16 protein-coding genes are annotated in these 15,690 nt (G+C 75.2%); 8 read left to right on the forward strand and 8 right to left on the reverse strand.

The window, feature by feature from the left end:
• Positions 1–56: 56 nt before the first annotated feature.
• Positions 57–983 carry an LLM class F420-dependent oxidoreductase gene (locus ACIOGZ_RS06675; protein WP_363588502.1) on the reverse strand — a complete coding sequence of 309 codons (927 nt, stop codon included), beginning with the start codon at positions 981–983 and terminating at the stop codon, positions 57–59.
• Between the two features lie 142 nt (positions 984–1,125).
• Between ACIOGZ_RS06675 and ACIOGZ_RS06680 the strand changes: the two genes are divergently transcribed.
• Complete coding sequence (locus ACIOGZ_RS06680; protein WP_363588504.1) at positions 1,126–1,479, forward strand: DUF6401 family natural product biosynthesis protein; 354 nt, start codon at positions 1,126–1,128, stop codon at positions 1,477–1,479.
• 184 nt (positions 1,480–1,663) lie between these two features.
• On the opposite strand, the gene ACIOGZ_RS06685 is transcribed toward ACIOGZ_RS06680, so the two are convergent.
• Positions 1,664–2,488 carry a hypothetical protein gene (locus ACIOGZ_RS06685; RefSeq protein ID WP_400985097.1) on the reverse strand — a complete coding sequence of 275 codons (825 nt, stop codon included), beginning with the start codon at positions 2,486–2,488 and terminating at the stop codon, positions 1,664–1,666.
• 200 nt (positions 2,489–2,688) lie between these two features.
• On the opposite strand from ACIOGZ_RS06685, the gene ACIOGZ_RS06690 reads away from it, so the two are divergent.
• A complete protein-coding gene (locus ACIOGZ_RS06690; RefSeq protein WP_363617573.1) occupies positions 2,689–3,447 on the forward strand; it encodes an alpha/beta fold hydrolase in 759 nt (252 codons plus the stop codon).
• Between the two features lie 28 nt (positions 3,448–3,475).
• On the opposite strand, the gene ACIOGZ_RS06695 is transcribed toward ACIOGZ_RS06690, so the two are convergent.
• Genes ACIOGZ_RS06695 through ACIOGZ_RS06705 form a run of 3 tightly spaced genes read right to left on the reverse strand, consistent with a single transcriptional unit; the run spans position 3,476 to position 5,725 of the window.
• Positions 3,476–4,375, reverse strand: a complete 900-nt coding sequence (locus ACIOGZ_RS06695; RefSeq protein ID WP_363617575.1) for an ABC transporter permease — start codon at positions 4,373–4,375, stop codon at positions 3,476–3,478.
• Complete coding sequence (locus tag ACIOGZ_RS06700) at positions 4,335–5,204, reverse strand: ABC transporter ATP-binding protein (RefSeq protein WP_400985099.1); 870 nt, start codon at positions 5,202–5,204, stop codon at positions 4,335–4,337. The genes ACIOGZ_RS06695 and ACIOGZ_RS06700 overlap by 41 nt, the downstream gene beginning before the upstream one ends.
• Positions 5,201–5,725 (reverse strand): MarR family winged helix-turn-helix transcriptional regulator, encoded by a 525-nt coding sequence (locus tag ACIOGZ_RS06705; RefSeq protein ID WP_400985101.1) that lies wholly within the window; start codon positions 5,723–5,725, stop codon positions 5,201–5,203. The genes ACIOGZ_RS06700 and ACIOGZ_RS06705 overlap by 4 nt, the downstream gene beginning before the upstream one ends.
• Before the next feature lie 145 nt (positions 5,726–5,870).
• On the opposite strand from ACIOGZ_RS06705, the gene ACIOGZ_RS06710 reads away from it, so the two are divergent.
• Positions 5,871–7,850: a glycoside hydrolase family 5 protein gene (locus ACIOGZ_RS06710; RefSeq protein ID WP_400985103.1), complete on the forward strand. Its 1,980-nt coding sequence runs from the start codon at positions 5,871–5,873 to the stop codon at positions 7,848–7,850.
• A gap of 51 nt (positions 7,851–7,901) precedes the next feature.
• Here ACIOGZ_RS06710 and ACIOGZ_RS06715 read toward each other — a convergent pair whose 3' ends face one another.
• Entirely contained in the window at positions 7,902–8,492 is a 591-nt protein-coding gene (locus ACIOGZ_RS06715) for an isochorismatase family protein (protein ID WP_363617581.1), read from the reverse strand.
• Positions 8,493–8,657: 165 nt separating this feature from the next.
• On the opposite strand from ACIOGZ_RS06715, the gene ACIOGZ_RS06720 reads away from it, so the two are divergent.
• On the forward strand, positions 8,658–9,692 hold the full coding sequence (locus tag ACIOGZ_RS06720; RefSeq protein ID WP_363617583.1) for a DJ-1/PfpI family protein: 1,035 nt from the start codon (positions 8,658–8,660) through the stop codon (positions 9,690–9,692).
• On the opposite strand, the gene ACIOGZ_RS06725 is transcribed toward ACIOGZ_RS06720, so the two are convergent.
• Entirely contained in the window at positions 9,670–11,142 is a 1,473-nt protein-coding gene (locus tag ACIOGZ_RS06725) for a HAMP domain-containing sensor histidine kinase (RefSeq protein WP_363617625.1), read from the reverse strand. The two genes, ACIOGZ_RS06720 and ACIOGZ_RS06725, sit on opposite strands and share 23 nt — an antisense overlap.
• Positions 11,143–11,183: 41 nt before the next feature.
• Positions 11,184–11,912 (reverse strand): response regulator transcription factor, encoded by a 729-nt coding sequence (locus ACIOGZ_RS06730; RefSeq protein WP_363586599.1) that lies wholly within the window; start codon positions 11,910–11,912, stop codon positions 11,184–11,186.
• A 230-nt stretch (positions 11,913–12,142) separates the two neighbouring features.
• Here ACIOGZ_RS06730 and ACIOGZ_RS06735 point away from each other — a divergent pair, with 230 nt between their 5' ends.
• From ACIOGZ_RS06735 to ACIOGZ_RS06750, 4 genes are all read left to right on the forward strand, one after another.
• Positions 12,143–13,498 (forward strand): ferric reductase-like transmembrane domain-containing protein, encoded by a 1,356-nt coding sequence (locus ACIOGZ_RS06735; RefSeq protein WP_400985105.1) that lies wholly within the window; start codon positions 12,143–12,145, stop codon positions 13,496–13,498.
• A 78-nt stretch (positions 13,499–13,576) separates the two neighbouring features.
• Positions 13,577–14,113: an FMN-binding protein gene (locus tag ACIOGZ_RS06740; RefSeq protein WP_400806119.1), complete on the forward strand. Its 537-nt coding sequence runs from the start codon at positions 13,577–13,579 to the stop codon at positions 14,111–14,113.
• Positions 14,114–14,143: 30 nt separating this feature from the next.
• The gene (locus tag ACIOGZ_RS06745; protein ID WP_400806166.1) at positions 14,144–14,941 is read left to right on the forward strand and encodes an FAD:protein FMN transferase; all 798 of its coding nucleotides are present in this window, start codon (positions 14,144–14,146) and stop codon (positions 14,939–14,941) included.
• A 156-nt stretch (positions 14,942–15,097) separates the two neighbouring features.
• Complete coding sequence (locus ACIOGZ_RS06750) at positions 15,098–15,631, forward strand: EF-hand domain-containing protein (protein ID WP_363617591.1); 534 nt, start codon at positions 15,098–15,100, stop codon at positions 15,629–15,631.
• Positions 15,632–15,690: the final 59 nt, after the last annotated feature.

Genomic DNA, 15,690 nt, shown 5'->3' on the forward strand with positions numbered 1-15,690 from the left:
GGTGGTCGCCGGGCCCGGCCGGCCGGTGCCGGATCAGGGCGTGCCGTGCGGGCGGGTCAGCCGAGCTGGGGGGCGACCCGGGAGGCGATGAGCTCCAGGTGGTCGAGGTCGTCCAGGTCCAGGATCTGCAGGTAGACCCGCTCGCTGCCGACGTCCGCGTACCGGCCGATCTTCTCGGCGACCTCGTCCGGGGTACCGGCCAGGCCGTTGGCCTTCAGCTCGTCCACGTCCCGGCCGATCACGGCCGCCCGGCGGGCCACCTCGGCGTCGTCGCGGCCGACGCAGGCCACCAGGGCGTTGGAGTACACCAGGTCGCCGACCGAGCGCCCGGCCTGCTCGACGGCGGCCTTGACCCGGCCGAACTGGGCGGCGCTGTCCTCCACCGAGGCGAACGGCAGGTTGAACTCGTCGGCGAAGCGGGCGGCCAGCGCCGGGGTCCGCTTCGGGCCGAGCCCGCCGACCAGCACCGGGATCCGGTCCTGGGCCGGCTTGGGCAGCGCCGGCGAGCCGGTCAGCGTGTAGTACTCGCCGGCGAAGTCGAAGGTGTCGCCGAGCTTGGTGTTCCACAGGCCGGTGATGATCGCCAGCTGCTCCTCCAGCCTCCCGAACTTCTCCTTCGGGAAGGGGATGCCGTAGGCGGCGTGCTCGGCCTCGTACCAGCCGGCGCCGAGGCCGAACTCGACCCGGCCGCCGCTCATCGCGTCCACCTGGGCGACCTGGATCGCGGTGACGCCGGGCAGGCGGAAGGTGGCGGCGGTCATCAGGGTGCCGAGGCGGATGGTGCGGGTGTCGCGGGCGAGGCCGGCCAGGGTGATCCAGGCGTCGGTCGGCCCGGGCAGGCCGTCGACGTCGCCCATCTTCAGGTAGTGGTCGGAGCGGAAGAAGGCACTGAAGACGCCCAGGTCCTCGGCGGCCCGGGCGACCGCCAGGAGGGTGTCGTAGCTCGCGCCCTGCTGCGGTTCGGTGAAGATGCGGAGATCCATGCGGACCATTCTGGTACAGACCACCCGCGGATCGGCGCAGAGAACCGGCCAAGCCGCCGAAGCTCCCGAAGGTGGCCAAGGTCTCAGCACGGAACCGTCACGAGCCGCCGGTCCGGCCGACCCGCTCGCCTACCGTGGACGGATGTTCGCCACCCCCGACGAGTCCTTCCGGCGCTCCCCCGACGAGCCGGCCGGCTGCCCGCTGCCCGGCATCGTCGCCGCGTTCACGCCACGGCTGGCCGAGTTCGCCTTCGAGCCCGGCTTCGTCGCGATGGTCGACCAGCACGTCGCGATGCTGCGCGAACTGCTGTACGCACAGGGGCCGGAGCTGGCGCCCCGGCCCCTGGACCGTGAGGAACTGTCGGACTACGCGCTCGGCTTCCTGGACGCGCTCACCGAGATCGGCTGGCGGGAGCCGGTGGGGTACGACTACGCGGTGCACCGGCTGACCGCGATCTGCTGGCTGGTGCGCGAGCAGGGCCTGCTGCGGGCCTGAACCCGCCGCGGGTCGCTGCCTAGGGCGTGTTTCATAATTCGCGTCGGATCAGCGCGCGGCGTTGGGCGCCCGGCTGGGCGTGCCGGCGAAGCGTCCTCGTACTGGGCCGTACTTGGACGTTTCGCCGGTGCGTCCAGGCGGGATGCCCGGCGTCGCGCGCCCGGCGGGAATTATGAAACACGCCCTAGCTCGGCCGGTCGCCCGGGCGGCCCGGGTCGATGCCGGGCGGCGGCGGCGGGGTGGTGCCCGGAGCGGCCTGGGTGGTCGGCCGGGCCGGCTGGTTGGCCAGCACGTCCGCCCGGCCCGCCTGGTAGGCGCTGCCGCGCAGTTTGGCGCTCTCCTGCTCGGCGTGGTCCAGCCAGCGCTCCCAGCGCTGGCGCATCGGCAGGATCAGGCCGCCGCCGACACCCACCACCAGCACACCGGCGATCGTGGCGAGCGCCGCGATCAGCACCGGTCCGGTGATCGCGGTGGCGATCCCGGCCTGGCCGAGCGCCGCGATCACGCCCAGCGCGACGATGAACGCCCAGGCGATCGTGGCGACCGTCCGGCCGTACGAGGCGCCGGCGAGCGCGTTGCGCACGATGTCGCGGACGCCGTTGGCGATGGCCATCGCGACCACCACGATCGCGACCGCCACGATGCCCCTGGGCAGCCAGGCGACGATGCTGTGGATCATCACGCTGATCGGGTTCGGGCCGAAGACACCGAACGCCAGTTGCAGCACCATCAGCAGGATCGCGTAGTAGACGATCTTGCAGATGATGCCGGTCATGTCGTAGTTCGACCCGCTCAGGTGGCGGGCCATCCCGGCCCGCTCGGCGACCCGCTCCGAGCCGACCTTGCGCAGCACACGGTCCAGGACCTTGGCGATCGCCTTCGCCACGATCCAGCCGATGACCAGGATCGCCAGGAAGGCGATGAACTGCGGGATGAATTTCGCGATCTTGGACCAGGCGTCGGTGAAACCCGATCCGAAGTCCACGGAGAGTGCGAGCTGCTGAGCCACGGAGTCCTCCACTCGGTGACACGGCGCCACGAGCGGCGCGTGCGACCCCCCACCCTTCGTGGATAGCAGCACCCCGCCCGGCCCGCGCGCGCCTGGTCCCCGGGCTGCTCCCCCCGGGTGAAACGGGCCCGTAGACGCCCCGCGTAAAGTGATGTTCAAGGGCACGGGACGGGGGCGGGACGGGACGGGACGGTGCGGGTGTGAGCAGCGACACGGTGGACGGCGGCACGACGACCGGCAGCACGGCCGGGCACCCGGCACTGCGCTGGCGGGTGCGGCCCGAGGCGGCGCGCGCCGCCGTCCTGGTGCTGCACGGCGGCGAGGAGCACAACCTCTCCCGGCCCGGTCCGGTCAACCTGCCGCTGCTGCGGATGCACGGCTTCCTGCGCTCCCTCGCCAAGGACACCGCCGGCGCCGACGTGGCCGTCGGCACCGTCCGCTACCGCCACCGGGGCTGGAACGGGCAGCGCGCCGATGCCGCGCTGGACGCCCTCGCCGCCCTCGACGAGCTGGCCCGGGAGCTGGGCGAGGTGCCGACCGTCCTGATCGGGCACTCGATGGGCGGGCGCGCGGCCCTGCGGGCCGGCGGCCACCCGGCCGTCACCGGCCTGGTCGCCCTCGCCCCCTGGTGCCCGGCCGAGGACCCGTGCGAGCAACTGGCCGGACGGGACGTGCTCCTGCTGCACGGCGACCGCGACAAGGTCACCCCGCCCGCCGAGACCCGGGCCTTCGCCGCCCGCAGCCGGGCCGCCGGCGCCCGCGTCTGCGGCTACACCGTCACCGGCAGCGGCCACGCCATGCTCCAGCGCATCCCCGACTGGCACCGGGCCACCACCCGCCTGGCCACCGCCCTGCTCGGCCTGCGCCCGCTCCCCGCCGAGACCGCCTCCGCCCTCGCCCTCCCGCCCGCCTCCCCCGAGGCCCTCACCCTCGCCCTGCCCCGCCAGCCGCGCGACTGACCCGGCGCGGACCGGCGGGCGCGCGGGGTCAGCGGGCCAGGCGGCCGAGGAGCGCGGAGGCCGCGGTGATGCCGAGCACGGTGGCCAGGGTCAGGACGGCGAAGTCGAGCGGGAGGTGGGCGCGGGTGCCGATCAGCAGCCCGCGCAGGGCGTCGACCTGGTAGCTGAGCGGGTTGGCCCGGCTGACCACCTGGAGCCAGCCCGGCATCAGGTCCACCGGGTAGAGGGCGTTGGAGCCGAAGAAGAGCGGCATCGTGATCGCCTGGCCGATGCCCATCAGGCGGTCACGGGTGAGCACGATGCCGGCGATGGTCATCGAGAGGCAGGAGAAGAACGCCGAGCCGAGCAGCACGGCGACCACGACCCCGAGCAGCCGCAGCGGGTTCCAGGTCATCGCGACTCCGAGCAGAGCGGCGATCACCACCACGACGACGGCCTGGATCACCGCCTTCACCCCGGCGGCGAAGGCCTTGCCGGTCACCAGCGCGGCGCGCGGGGTGGGGGTGACCAGCAGTTTGGTGAGCACCCCGGAGTCCCGCTCCCAGATGATCATGATGCCGTAGAAGATCGCGATGAACATGGCGGACTGGGCGATGATCCCGGGGGCCAGGAAGTCCAGGTAGGGGATGCCGCCGGTGGGGATGGCCTTGAGCCGGGTGAAGGTCTCCCCGAAGATCAGCAGCCACAGCGCGGGTTGCACGGCCCGGGTGTAGAGCTCGGTGCGGTCGTGGCGCAGCTTCTGCAGTTCGACGGTGCACATCGCCAGCGTCCGGGCGGGCACCAGCCGCCAGCCGGTGCGGGCGCGCGGGGGGACCAGCAGCAGGCCGAGGTCGGGACGGGCGGCGGTCGCGGCGGCAGTGGCAGCGGCAGTGGCGGGGCCCGGGGGCTCAGCCGACGCGGGAGGCGGTGCGGCGGGTACGGCGGACATCGCTGAACTCTCCTTCCGGAGCCTCGCCGGGGGCCAGCTCGCGGCCCGCGAAGTGGCGGAACACGTCGTCCAGACTGGGGTCGGCGAGCTGCGGATCCTGCGCGCGGACCACGGTCTTCAGCTCCTCGGTGGTGCCGAGCGCCCGGATCCGGCCACGGTCCATCAGGGCGATCCGGTCGCAGTAGCGGTCGGCCTCGTCCATGTAGTGGGTGGTGACCAGCACGGTCATCCCGGTGGCCTGCCGGACCGCCTCGACGCACTCCCAGACGCCGGTGCGGGCGATCGGGTCCAGGCCGATGGTGGGCTCGTCCATCACCAGCAGGCACGGGGCGCTGACCAGGGCCTGGGCGAGCTCCAGCCGGCGGACCATGCCGCCGGAGTAGGTGCCGGCCATCCGGTCGGCCGCCTCGGCGAGGCCGACGGCGGCCAGCGCCTGGGCGACCCGCTCGCGGCGCTCGCCGTGCGACACGTCGAAGACGCGGGCGAACAGCGCGACGTTCTCCCGACCGGTCAGCCCGCCGTCCGCGGAGAGCTGCTGCGGCACGTAGCCGAGCAGCCGGCGGACCTCCATCCGCTGCCGGGCGGGGTCGTGGCCGAAGACCCGCACCATGCCGGCGCGGACCGGCAGCAGGGTGGTGATCGCCCGGATCGTGGTGGTCTTGCCCGCGCCGTTGGGGCCGAGCAGGCCGAACACCTCGCCGGTGCGCACCGTCAGGTCGACACCGTCGACGGCCTTGGTGCCGGCACCCTTCCCGCGCCCGTGGTGGAAGGTGTACTCCAGACCGCGGCAGGCCACCGCCGCGTCACCGCCGTCCTCCGGGAACGTCATCGCTCCTCCTCCCCCGGCTCACCGGGCCGGGTGCGCAGGCCCGTCGCCACCTCGCGCAGCGCGGGCACCGCGGCGGCCAGGGCCGCCCGGGAGTCGGCGGGCAGCCCGGCCACCACCTCCCCCACCAGCGCGGCGCGCCGGGCCCGCCAGACCGCGAGGCGTTCGACGGCCTCGTCGGTGGCGTACAGCAGGGCGGCCCGGCGGTCGGCCGGGTCCACCTCCCGGCGCAGCAGCCGCAGCGCGACCAGCTGGTTGACCAGGGTGGAGACCGAGTTGCCGGCGAGGCACAGCTCCTCGGCCGCGTCGGACACCCGCAGCCCGGGGGTGTCCATCACCAGGCGGAGCAGTTCGATCTGCGCCCCGCGCAGCCTCGGCTCGGTGAGTCCCTGCCGCAGCCGGCGGCGGACCAGGCGCTGGATGCCGACCAGCAGGGCGGAGAGTTCGTCGGCCACGTCGGGATCGGGGGTCGCCGGGAGGTCGGCGGCCGGTGCGGGGGCGAGCGTTTCCGGTGTCGCACTCATACCCCCGATTTTAGCTCTCAGTGAGAGGTATTCGTCCAGAGGACGGACGGGGTGGACCGGAGGGCTGCCGGGCGAGGCGCGACTGTGCCAGGATCCCGGGTGACCGTGTACGGACACCCACCCACCCTCACCGCTGGGGACCATCATGAGAAGACTCGCGCTCCGCGCGCTGTCCGCGGCAACGGCGCTGTCCACGTTGCTCGTTGCGCTGGCGGCCACTGCGGCGACCGGCACTGCGGCGACCATCCCCGCGAGGGCCCCCGCCCCGGCCGCCGCCACCGACGCCGCCGCCCCGGTGCCGCTCAGCGGCGCGCAGTTGGCGGCCTCCTGGGCGGGGCCGCTCAGCACCCGGGGGCGGTACGTCGTCGACGCGTCGGGCGACCGGTTCAAGCTGAAGTCCGGCAACTGGTCCGGCGCGCAGGGCACGTGGCAGGGCAGCGGCTCGACCACCGATCCGGCGAACAACCAGGCCGGCCAGGTCTCGTACAACCTGCCGCTCGGCCTCGACCGGGCGCCGCTGTCCGAGATCATGGCGGGCTTCCACAGCCTCGGGCTGAACAGCGTCCGGCTGCCGTTCGCGGACGCGATGATCCGGGACACCGCCGCCGTCCCGGACGCCGCCGTCGCCGCCAACCCCGGGCTGCGCGGCAGCACCCCGCTCCAGGTGTACGACGCGGTGGTGGCGGCGCTCACCGCCGACGGGTTCGCGGTGATCCTCAACAACCACACCACCAGGTACCGGTTCTGCTGCGGCCTGGACGGCAACGAGCGGTGGAACAGCGGCCAGTCCACCGAGACCTGGGAGCAGGACTGGCTGTTCATGGTGAACCGGTACCGGGCCAACAAGCGCGTGGTCGGCGCCGACCTGCGCAACGAGGTCCGCCGCGACACCTGGGACGACCCCAACTGGGGCCTGGGCGACGGCCACGACGCGTACGCCGCCTTCGAGGAGGCGGGCAACCGGATCCTCCGGGCCGCCCCCGACCTGCTGATCATCATGGAGGGCATCAACTGGCAGGGCGTCCCGCTGGCGGGCCTGCCGCACGGCCGTCCGATGCTCAAGCCGGTGGCCACGCTCTCCCACACCCTGATCGACTCGGGCAAGCTGGTCTACTCGGCGCACTTCTACGGGTACACCGGCTCGGCCAACACCGGCGCGGGCAGCGGGCCGGGCGCCACCGGCGATCCGCGCTACCAGGACCTGACGCCCGGTCAACTCGCTGCGGTGGTCGACGAGGAGGCGCTCTTCGTCACCCGCGCCGGGCAGCACTTCACCGCCCCGGTCTGGATCAGCGAGTTCGGTGCGGGCGGGCGGGGCTCGACCGACGCCAAGGAGCAGGCCTGGTTCGACCGCTTCACCGCGATCCTGGCCGAGCACGACACCGACTTCGCCGTCTGGCCGCTGGTCGGGTGGCACAACGACGGTGTACCACAGGACAGTTGGGCACTTCTCCACTACGACCGGGCGGGCCGGCGGCTGAGCGTCGAGGACCCGGGCGACTGGCGCGCCGCGTACTGGAACCGACTGGTCGCCGCCCCCGGGTACACCGGCCCGGTCCCGGTCCCCGCCCGCTGGAACCTGCTCGACCTCGACCACGCCGACCAGAACGCCTCCCGGCGGATGCTGGCCCTGCCCGACTGGAGCAGCGGCAACCGCAAGGGGAACTGCCCGGACGGCCAGCGCCTGATCGGCCTCGGCCGCGGTGACGGCCGTGGCCTGTGCACCGACGCCGGGCAGCCCGCCACCGGGCCCGACGCCTGGACGACCGTCACGGACGAGCGCTACGTCACCGGCGGCGACTGGGCGCCCGGCTACGACAAACTCCAGTGCCCGGACGGCCGGTTCGCGGTCGGCTACAGCGTCCGCGCCGACGCGATGGCCGCCCTGCTCTGCGCCCCGGCCGCGGCCGCGCCGCCCGCCGCGACCGACCGGGTGCTCTGGTTCGACCACGGCGACAACCGGCCCCCGGTCACCACCGGCGCCGACTCGGCGGCCAGCGACTGGGCTCCCGGGGCCTACAAGGGGCAGTGCGCCTCGAACGAGTACGTCGCGGGAGTCGCCTTCACCTGGCGCTGGCTGCACGCCGGCGTCCCGGACGCGCTGCTCTGCCGTCCGCTGGCCTGACACCGCCGCTGCCGGGGCCCGGCCGACGGGCCGGGCCCCGGCGGGAACGGTTCAGCTCAGCGCGGCCTGGGACTCCACGACCACGCCGTACAGGTCGCCGATGGTCGCCAGGGCGCTGCGGTGCAGCTGGGCGGCGCTCACCCGGGTACCCGCCGAGGCGAGCGGGCGGGTCGCGCAGGCGTCGGCGACGACGGTCGGCCGGTTGCCGCGCAGGAAGGCGCCCGCGGTGGTGAAGGCCACGCACATGTGGGTCATGAAGCCGGCGACCACCACGTCCTGGTGGCCGGCCTCGTCGAGCAGGGCGCCCAGGCCGGTGCCGACGAAGGCGTCCGGGGCCTGCTTGACGACCACGGCCTCGCCCTCGGCCGGCGCCACGGCGGGGTGGATCTGCCCGATCTCGGCACGGACGTCGTACGGGGTGCCCGCGCCGCCGTCGTTGATCACGTGGATGACCGTGGCGCCCGCCGCACGCGCCCGGGCGAGCAGGGCCGCGGCCGCGTCGAGCGCCTCCCGCCAGCCCTCCAGCTCCATCACGCCGCGCACGTAGGTGTTCTGGTAGTCGATCAGGATCAGCGTGGACGCGGCGAGCGTGGCGGGCGTCTCGTCGAGGCCGTTCAGGGCGCGCAGGGTCGTCGTGGGCATGGGGGGACCACCTTCGGTTCGGTACACGGGTAAGGGCGGGCGGCGGCTGCGACGGCCGCGGCGGCCCGCCTCCGGAACGCTACGACCGGCCACCGGATGTCGGCAATGCCGTCTAACCTGCAGATTCCGACATCGAGAGAGCATCGAGAGAGCAAGGTGGGGGCCGTGGGCGCCGTACAACGACTGATCGTCATCGTCCTGTTCGAGGGCGTCGACCTGCTCGACGTCACCGGACCGCCCGAGGTGTTCTCCCTCGTCCGGCGGGAGACCGGCGACGCGACCGGCTACCGCGTCGTCCTCGCCGCCGCGACCGCGGACCCGGTCACCACCGCCGCCGGCGTGCGGATCCTGCCCGACCTCACCTTCGACGAGGCCGCCGCGAGCGCCATCGACACCCTGCTGGTGCCCGGCGCCGTCGAGGTGGACGGCCCGCGCCGGGTCCGCCCGCGCACCGACCCGGCCGTGGTCGACTGGGTGCGCACCCTCGCCGGGCGCTCACGCCGCATCGCCTCGGTCTGCGTCGGCGCGCACCTGCTCGCCGCCGCCGGGCTCCTCGACGGCAAGCGCGCCACCACCCACTGGTCGACCGCCGCGCAACTGGCCGCCGAGTACCCGGAGATCGAGGTGGACGCCGACCCGATCTTCATCCGCGAGGGCGACGTCTGGACCGGCGCGGGCATCAGCGCCTGCCTCGACCTCTCCCTCGCCCTGGTCGCCGAGGACTTCGGCGAGGAGCTCGCGCTGAGGGTCGCCCGCCAGCTCGTGATGTACCTCAAACGCCCCGGCGGCCAGAGCCAGTTCAGTGTCCCGCTGGAACCCGTCTCCACCACCCGGCGGGTCGAGGAGCTGCGCCACCACGTCCTGCGCAACCTCACCGGCCGGCTCACCGTCCCCGATCTCGCCGCCCACGCCCACGTCAGCGAAAGGCAGTTGACCCGGATCTTCAAGACCGAACTGGGCACCACGCCCAGCGCCTACATCGAGTCGGCCCGGGTCGAACTCGCCCGCCACCAGCTCGAATCCACCGATGCCACGCTCGACCGCGTCGCCGCCGACTGCGGGTTCGGCACCACCGACACCCTGGTCCGGGCCTTCCGCCGCCGGCTCGACACCACCCCGACCGAGTACCGCCACCGCTTCCGCACCGCCACGCCCACGCCCTGGGGGCCGCCCCCGGTCAGAGCGGCAGCCGGACCGTGAACACGGTGCGCCCCGGCCGGCTCGCCGCGTCCACCGTGCCGCCGTGCGCCCGGACCACCGCCCGCACGATCGACAGGCCGAGCCCCGTCGACCCGGTCGAGCGCGAGCGGGCGCGGTCCCCCCGGACGAACCGCTCGAACATCCGGCCCGCCAGCTCCGGCGCGATCCCCGGGCCGTCGTCGGCGACGGCCAGCCGCACCCCCGCCCCGGCCGGCTCCAGGCTCAGCTCGACCTCGGTGCCGGGCGGGGTGTGGGTCCGGGCGTTCGCCAGCAGGTTGACCACCACCTGGCTGAGCCGGTCCGCGTCCCCGCGCACCAGCACCGGTTCCTCGGGCAGCGCCAGGCGCCAGCGGTGCCCGGGCCCGGCCGCCCGGGCGTCGGCCACCGCGTTCAGCGCGATCCGGGTCAGGTCGACCTCGGCGTCGGCCAGCGGCCGGCCGGCGTCCAGCCGGGCGAGCAGCAGCAGGTCCTCGACGATCGCGCCCATCCGCACCGCTTCGGCGTCGATCCGCTCCAGCGAGTGCCGGACCGGCCCGGGCACCGCGCCCGGGTGGCGCAGCGCGAGTTCGGCGTGGCCGCGGACCGCCGCCACGGGGGTGCGCAGCTCGTGGCTGGCGTCGGCCGCGAACGCCCGCAGCCGCTCCTCCACCGCGTGCCGGCGGGCCAGCGCGTCGCCCACGTGCCCGAGCATCCGGTTGAGCGCCGCGCCGACCCGGCCGACCTCCGTCCGCGGATCGTCGTCCGGGACGCGTTCGGCCAGCGTGACGGCGCCGCTGGCGAGCGGCAGCGCGGCGACCCGCTCGGCCGTGCCCACCACCCGCCGCAGCGGACGCAGCGACCAGCCGACCCAGACCGCCCCGGCCGCCCCCGCCCCGGCGACGGCGATCGCGAAGACGGTCAGCTCCAGGGTCGCCAGCCGGTCCACGGTGTCCTCGGCCGGGCGCAGCGGCAGTCCGCTGACCAGCACGTCGCCGTCCCGGCCGGCCACCGCGCGCACCCGGTAGTGGCCCTGCGCGCGGCCCAGGTCGACGGTGCGGGCCGGCCCGCCGACCGGCAGGGCGGCCAGGGCCCGCTGCTCGGCCGGCGAGAACACCAGCCGGTCGTCGGCGCTGGGGCCGTTGGCGTCGTCGGCGTCCCCGTCGACCACGCCCGCCGCGGTGACCCGGCCATCCAGCAGCCGGGCGCCCAGGGTGCCGGGGGTCTGCGCCCGGGTGTCGGTGCCGCCGCCCTGGCCGGCGTGCTCCAGGCTGGCGGCGTAGCGCCCGCCGGCGTCGGCGAGCTGCTGGTCCAGGCGGTCCACCAGGAAGTGGCGCAGCGCCGCCGTGGTGGCGAGGCCGACCGCGGCGCAGGTCACCACCAGCAGCACCAGCAGGCCGGCGATCAGCCGGGCCCGCAGCGTCCGCGGCACCAGCCGGGCGGCCCGGCGGCGCGCCCTGGCGGCGCCCGTCACGGGGCCGCCGGTCACGGGGCCGCCCGTCGTGGGCCGGCCGGTCACGGGGCCGCCTTGATCAGGTAGCCGGCGCCGCGCACCGTGTGGATCATCGGCGTCCGGCCCGCGTCCAGCTTCTTGCGCAGATAGCTGATGTACAGCTCGACGACGTGCGCCTGCCCGCCGAAGTCGTACGACCAGACGGCGTCCAGGATCTGCGCCTTGCTGAGCACCTGCCGCGGGTGGTGCATCAGGTGGGCGAGCAGCGCGTACTCGGTCGGGCTGAGGTCGACCACCTCACCGGCGCGGGTGACCTCGCGGGCCCGCTCGTCGAGGACGAGGTCGCCGAGCACCAGGGCGTGCGCGGGCGGTTGCCCCGCGGCCCCCGGCGGGGTGGCGCGGCGCAGCAGCCCGCGCAGCCGGACCACCACCTCGGCCAGGCTGAACGGCTTGGTCACGTAGTCGTCGCCACCCGCCGCGATGCCCGCGATCCGGTCCTCGACGGCGTCCCGGGCGGTGAGGAAGAGCACCCGCACCTCGGGCCGCTCGGCGTGGATGCGGCGCAGCACCTCCATGCCGTCGAGGTCGGGGAGCATCATGTCGAGCACCACGGCGTCCGGGCGCCAGTGCGCCGCCGCCCGGACGGCGGCCAGACCGGTGGTCTCGCCCCGTGCCTGCCAGCCCTCGTAGCGGACCGCGCCGCAGACCACCTCCACCAGGTCCGGTTCGTCGTCGACGACGAGGACCCGCCAGTCCTGCCGGTCGGCGCCCCGCTCGGCGGTGTCGTCCATGGTGCTCCCTGGGTGCAGGCGGTCGGCCGCCTTCATCCTGGCCCACCGCGATGAGAAAGCCGTGAGACCGGCAGTCGCCCGGGAAACCCGATCCACCCACCCTGACCTGCGGCGACATCGCCGGAGGCGACGGGGGCGACGGCCCCGGTTCAGAGCCGGCTCAGAGGTTGCGGTGCGATCGTGGTGCGCCCCGGCGGTGCTCGCCCGCCGGGCCCGAAGGAGGATCCCCGATGGCCACCGCCGCCCCGCCGAGACCCGCCGCCCGCACCCGCCGGGCGGCCCCGCGCCGCCCGGCCGCCGCCCGGCCGGACGCGGTGCTGGGCCTGATCGCCGCCGGGGCGCTCGGCGTCCTCGCGCTGTGGTGGTCCGACACCCCGGCGGTCGCCGGCGCGGCCGGCTGGCTGACCGGGGCGGGCCGGATCACCGGCCTGCTCGCCGGGTACGCGGCGCCGGTGCTGCTCCTGCTGATGGCCCGGCTGCCGCCGGTGGAGCGCGGGGTCGGCGCCGACCGGCTGGCCCGCTGGCACGCGTTCGGCGGGCGCTGGCTGGTCGCCGTGGTGACGGTGCACGTGCTGTCGGTCGTCTGGGGGTACGCGCTGACGGACGGGCGCGGCCTGTTCGGCGAGGGCGTGGAGATCGTCCTCCACTACTCCGAGATGCTCAAGGCCGCGCTGGGCACCCTGCTGATGCTGGGCACCGGCGCCGTCTCCGCCCGGGCCGCCCGGCGCCGCCTCCCGTACGAGGCCTGGTACTACCTGCACCTGGCCACCTACCTCGCGGTGGCGCTCGCCTTCGGCCACCAGCTGGCCACCGGCGCCGACCTCGGCGACGGCCCGGCCCGCGCCGCCTGGTACGCGCTCTACCTCGGCACCGCCGCCCTGCTGGGCTGGTACCGGCTGGCCCGGCCCTGGCGGCTCGACCGCCGGCACCGGCTGCGGGTGGCGGAGGTCCGCCGGGAGGGGCCGGGCGTGGTGTCGCTGTTCCTGACCGGTCGGCGGCTGGACGAACTCCGGGCCGAGCCGGGCCAGTTCTTCCGCCTCCAGTTCCAGACTCCCGGCCTGCGGTGGGCCGCCAACCCGTACTCGCTGTCCGCGCCGCCGCGCCCGGACTTCCTGCGCTTCACCGTCAAGGACCTCGGCGGGCACAGCGCCGCGGTGGCCGCGCTGCGCCCGGGCACCCCGGTGCGCGCCGAGGGCCCGTACGGGGCGTTCACGGGGCGGCTGCAACGGCGGCGCCGGGTGCTGCTGCTCGGGGCTGGGGTGGGGATCACCCCGCTGCGGGCGCTGTTCGAGACGCTGCCGGGCGAGCTGACCCTGGTCCAGCGGGCCGGACGCCCGGAGGACGTGCTGTTCCGGGCGGAGCTGGCGGAGGTGGCCCGGCGGCGGGGCGCCGCAGTGCACGAACTGGTCGGCCCGCGGGCGCGGATCGGCGACCTCGGCCGCGCGCTCGCCCGGCTCGTCCCCGACCTCGCCGAGCACGAGGTCTACCTGTGCGGGCCGGACGCGCTGGCCGAGGAGGCCGTCCGTTCGCTGCGGGCCGCCGGGGTGCGGGCGGGGCGCATCCACCGGGAGTCCTTCGACTTCTGAGCCCGATCGCCGAGCCCGCCGGACCTGCCGAGCCCGTCCCACCACGCCACCTCCACCACACCCCGAGGAGCCCCGCCCATGCGCCGAGCCGTCGTCACCGGTGCCGCCACCGCGGCCGGAGTCGTCCTGCTGCTCTCCCTCAAACCGCACGGGGCCACCGGGCCCGCGCCGGTGATCAGCTCCGGCGGCACGGGCTCGTCCGGTGCCACGGGCTCGTCCGGCACCGGTTCGTCCGGCACCGGTTCGTCCGGCACCGCCGCCGGGGCCTCCGACGCCACCGCCGGGCCGTCGGGCTCCCCCACCGCACCGGCCGCCGGTGGCTCTGGCGGCACCGGCGGCACCCGGAAGGTCACCGGCGACGCCGTGAACACCCGCTACGGCCCCGTCCAGGTCGAGGTCACCCTCGCTGGCAGCCGGATCACCGCCGTCGACGTCGTCAAGTACCCCACCGAGGACCGCCGGGACCGCGAGATCAACAGTTCCGCGCTGCCCCTGCTCAACCAGGAGGCGATCGCCGCGCAGAGCGCCGGGATCGACGTGGTCAGCGGCGCGACCTTCACCAGCGACGGCTACGTCCGCTCCCTACAGAGCGCGCTCGACCGCGCCGGGCGGTGAGGCACGGTGCTCCGCCACGCCGAACCCGTCATGGGCACCGTCTTCTCGATCGCCGTCCGCGATCCCGGCCCGGACACGCCCGCCGCGCTCCGCCGGATCGCCGACCGGCTGCACCGGATCGACGCGGTGTTCTCGCCCTACCGGCCGGACAGCGACATCAGCCGCCTCGACCGGGGCGAACTCGCCCTCGCCGACTGCGATCCGCAGGTCCGCGCCGTCCTGGCCGCCTGCCGCGAGGTCGCCGCGCAGACCGACGGCTTCTTCACCGAGCGGCCCGGCGGCCGGCTCGACCCGAGCGGCTGGGTCAAGGGGTGGGCGGTCGAGGAGGCGGCGGGGCTGCTGCGCGCCGCCGGGGCCCGGCAGTACTGCGTCAGCGGCGGCGGGGACGTGCAGACCGCCGGCGGGCCGTGGCGGATCGGGGTCGCCCACCCGCTGCGGCCGGACGCGCTGGCCGCCGTCCTGGGCGGCGACGACCTCGCGGTGGCCACCTCCGGCACCGCCGAGCGCGGCGCGCACATCCTCGATCCGCACACCGGCCGGCCGGCGCTCGGCCTCGCCTCGCTGACCCTGGTCGGCGCCCCCGGCACCGGGATCGCCCGCACCGACGCCTGGGCCACCGGCGCCTTCGCGATGGGCCCCGACCGCGCGCTCGTCTGGGCCGCCCGGCAGCCCGGCGTCGAGGCCCTCGCCGTCCTGCCCGACGGGACCAAGCGCTGGACGCCCGGCCTGCCCCGGCACCTCCCGCCCACCGGCCCCGCCGACTGGCGGCCGGCCGCCCCGGCGGCCCGAGCAGGGCCGTTTGCGCGCCAACTGGCTTTCGAACGCTGATAGTTCACTCCATCAGGTGAAGAACTCGATCATGACTCATCCGCCCCGACCCGGGTGGCCGATAGTGGGGAGACCGATCGGACGCACACCATCCGGTCCCACCGGAACGCGTGGACCCGCGGACACGCGTGAACCCACGGAAAGAGGTAGCGACACATGCCCACCGAGGCCACCCGGCGGATCGACCTCGTCTTCTCCCTGTTCGACGCCAACCGCAACGGCGTCGTCGAGGTCGACGACTTCAACCTGATGACGGCCCGCGTGGTCGCGGCCGCCGCCGATTCGGACGACGCCGCGAAGGCCGCGATCCGCGCCGCCTTCCGGCGCTACTGGACCACCCTGGTCAGCGAGTTGGACACCGACGGCGACGGCGTGATCAGCCGCGAGGAGTTCGGCGGCTTCGTCCTCTCGCCCGAGCGCTTCGGCCCCACCGCCGGCGAGTTCGCCGACGCCCTGGCCGCGCTCGGCGACCCGGACGGCGACGGCCTGATCGAGCGCCCGCTGTTCGTGGCGCTGATGTCCGCGATCGGCTTCGAGCACGCCAACGTCCACGCCCTCTTCGACGCCTTCGGCCCCACCCCCGAGGACCGCATCACGGTGGCCGTCTGGGCCGCCGGGATCCGCGACTACTACGCCCCGGACAAGGTCGGCATCCCCGGCGACCTGCTGGTGGGCCAACCGGCCGCCTGATCTCCCCGGGGCGCGCCCGCCCCGGATCGGCTGAGCGACGGCGCCGCCGCCCCGCACCT

The sequence above is a fragment of the Kitasatospora sp. NPDC088160 genome (genome assembly GCF_044741445.1).
GTDB lineage: Bacteria > Actinomycetota > Actinomycetes > Streptomycetales > Streptomycetaceae > Kitasatospora.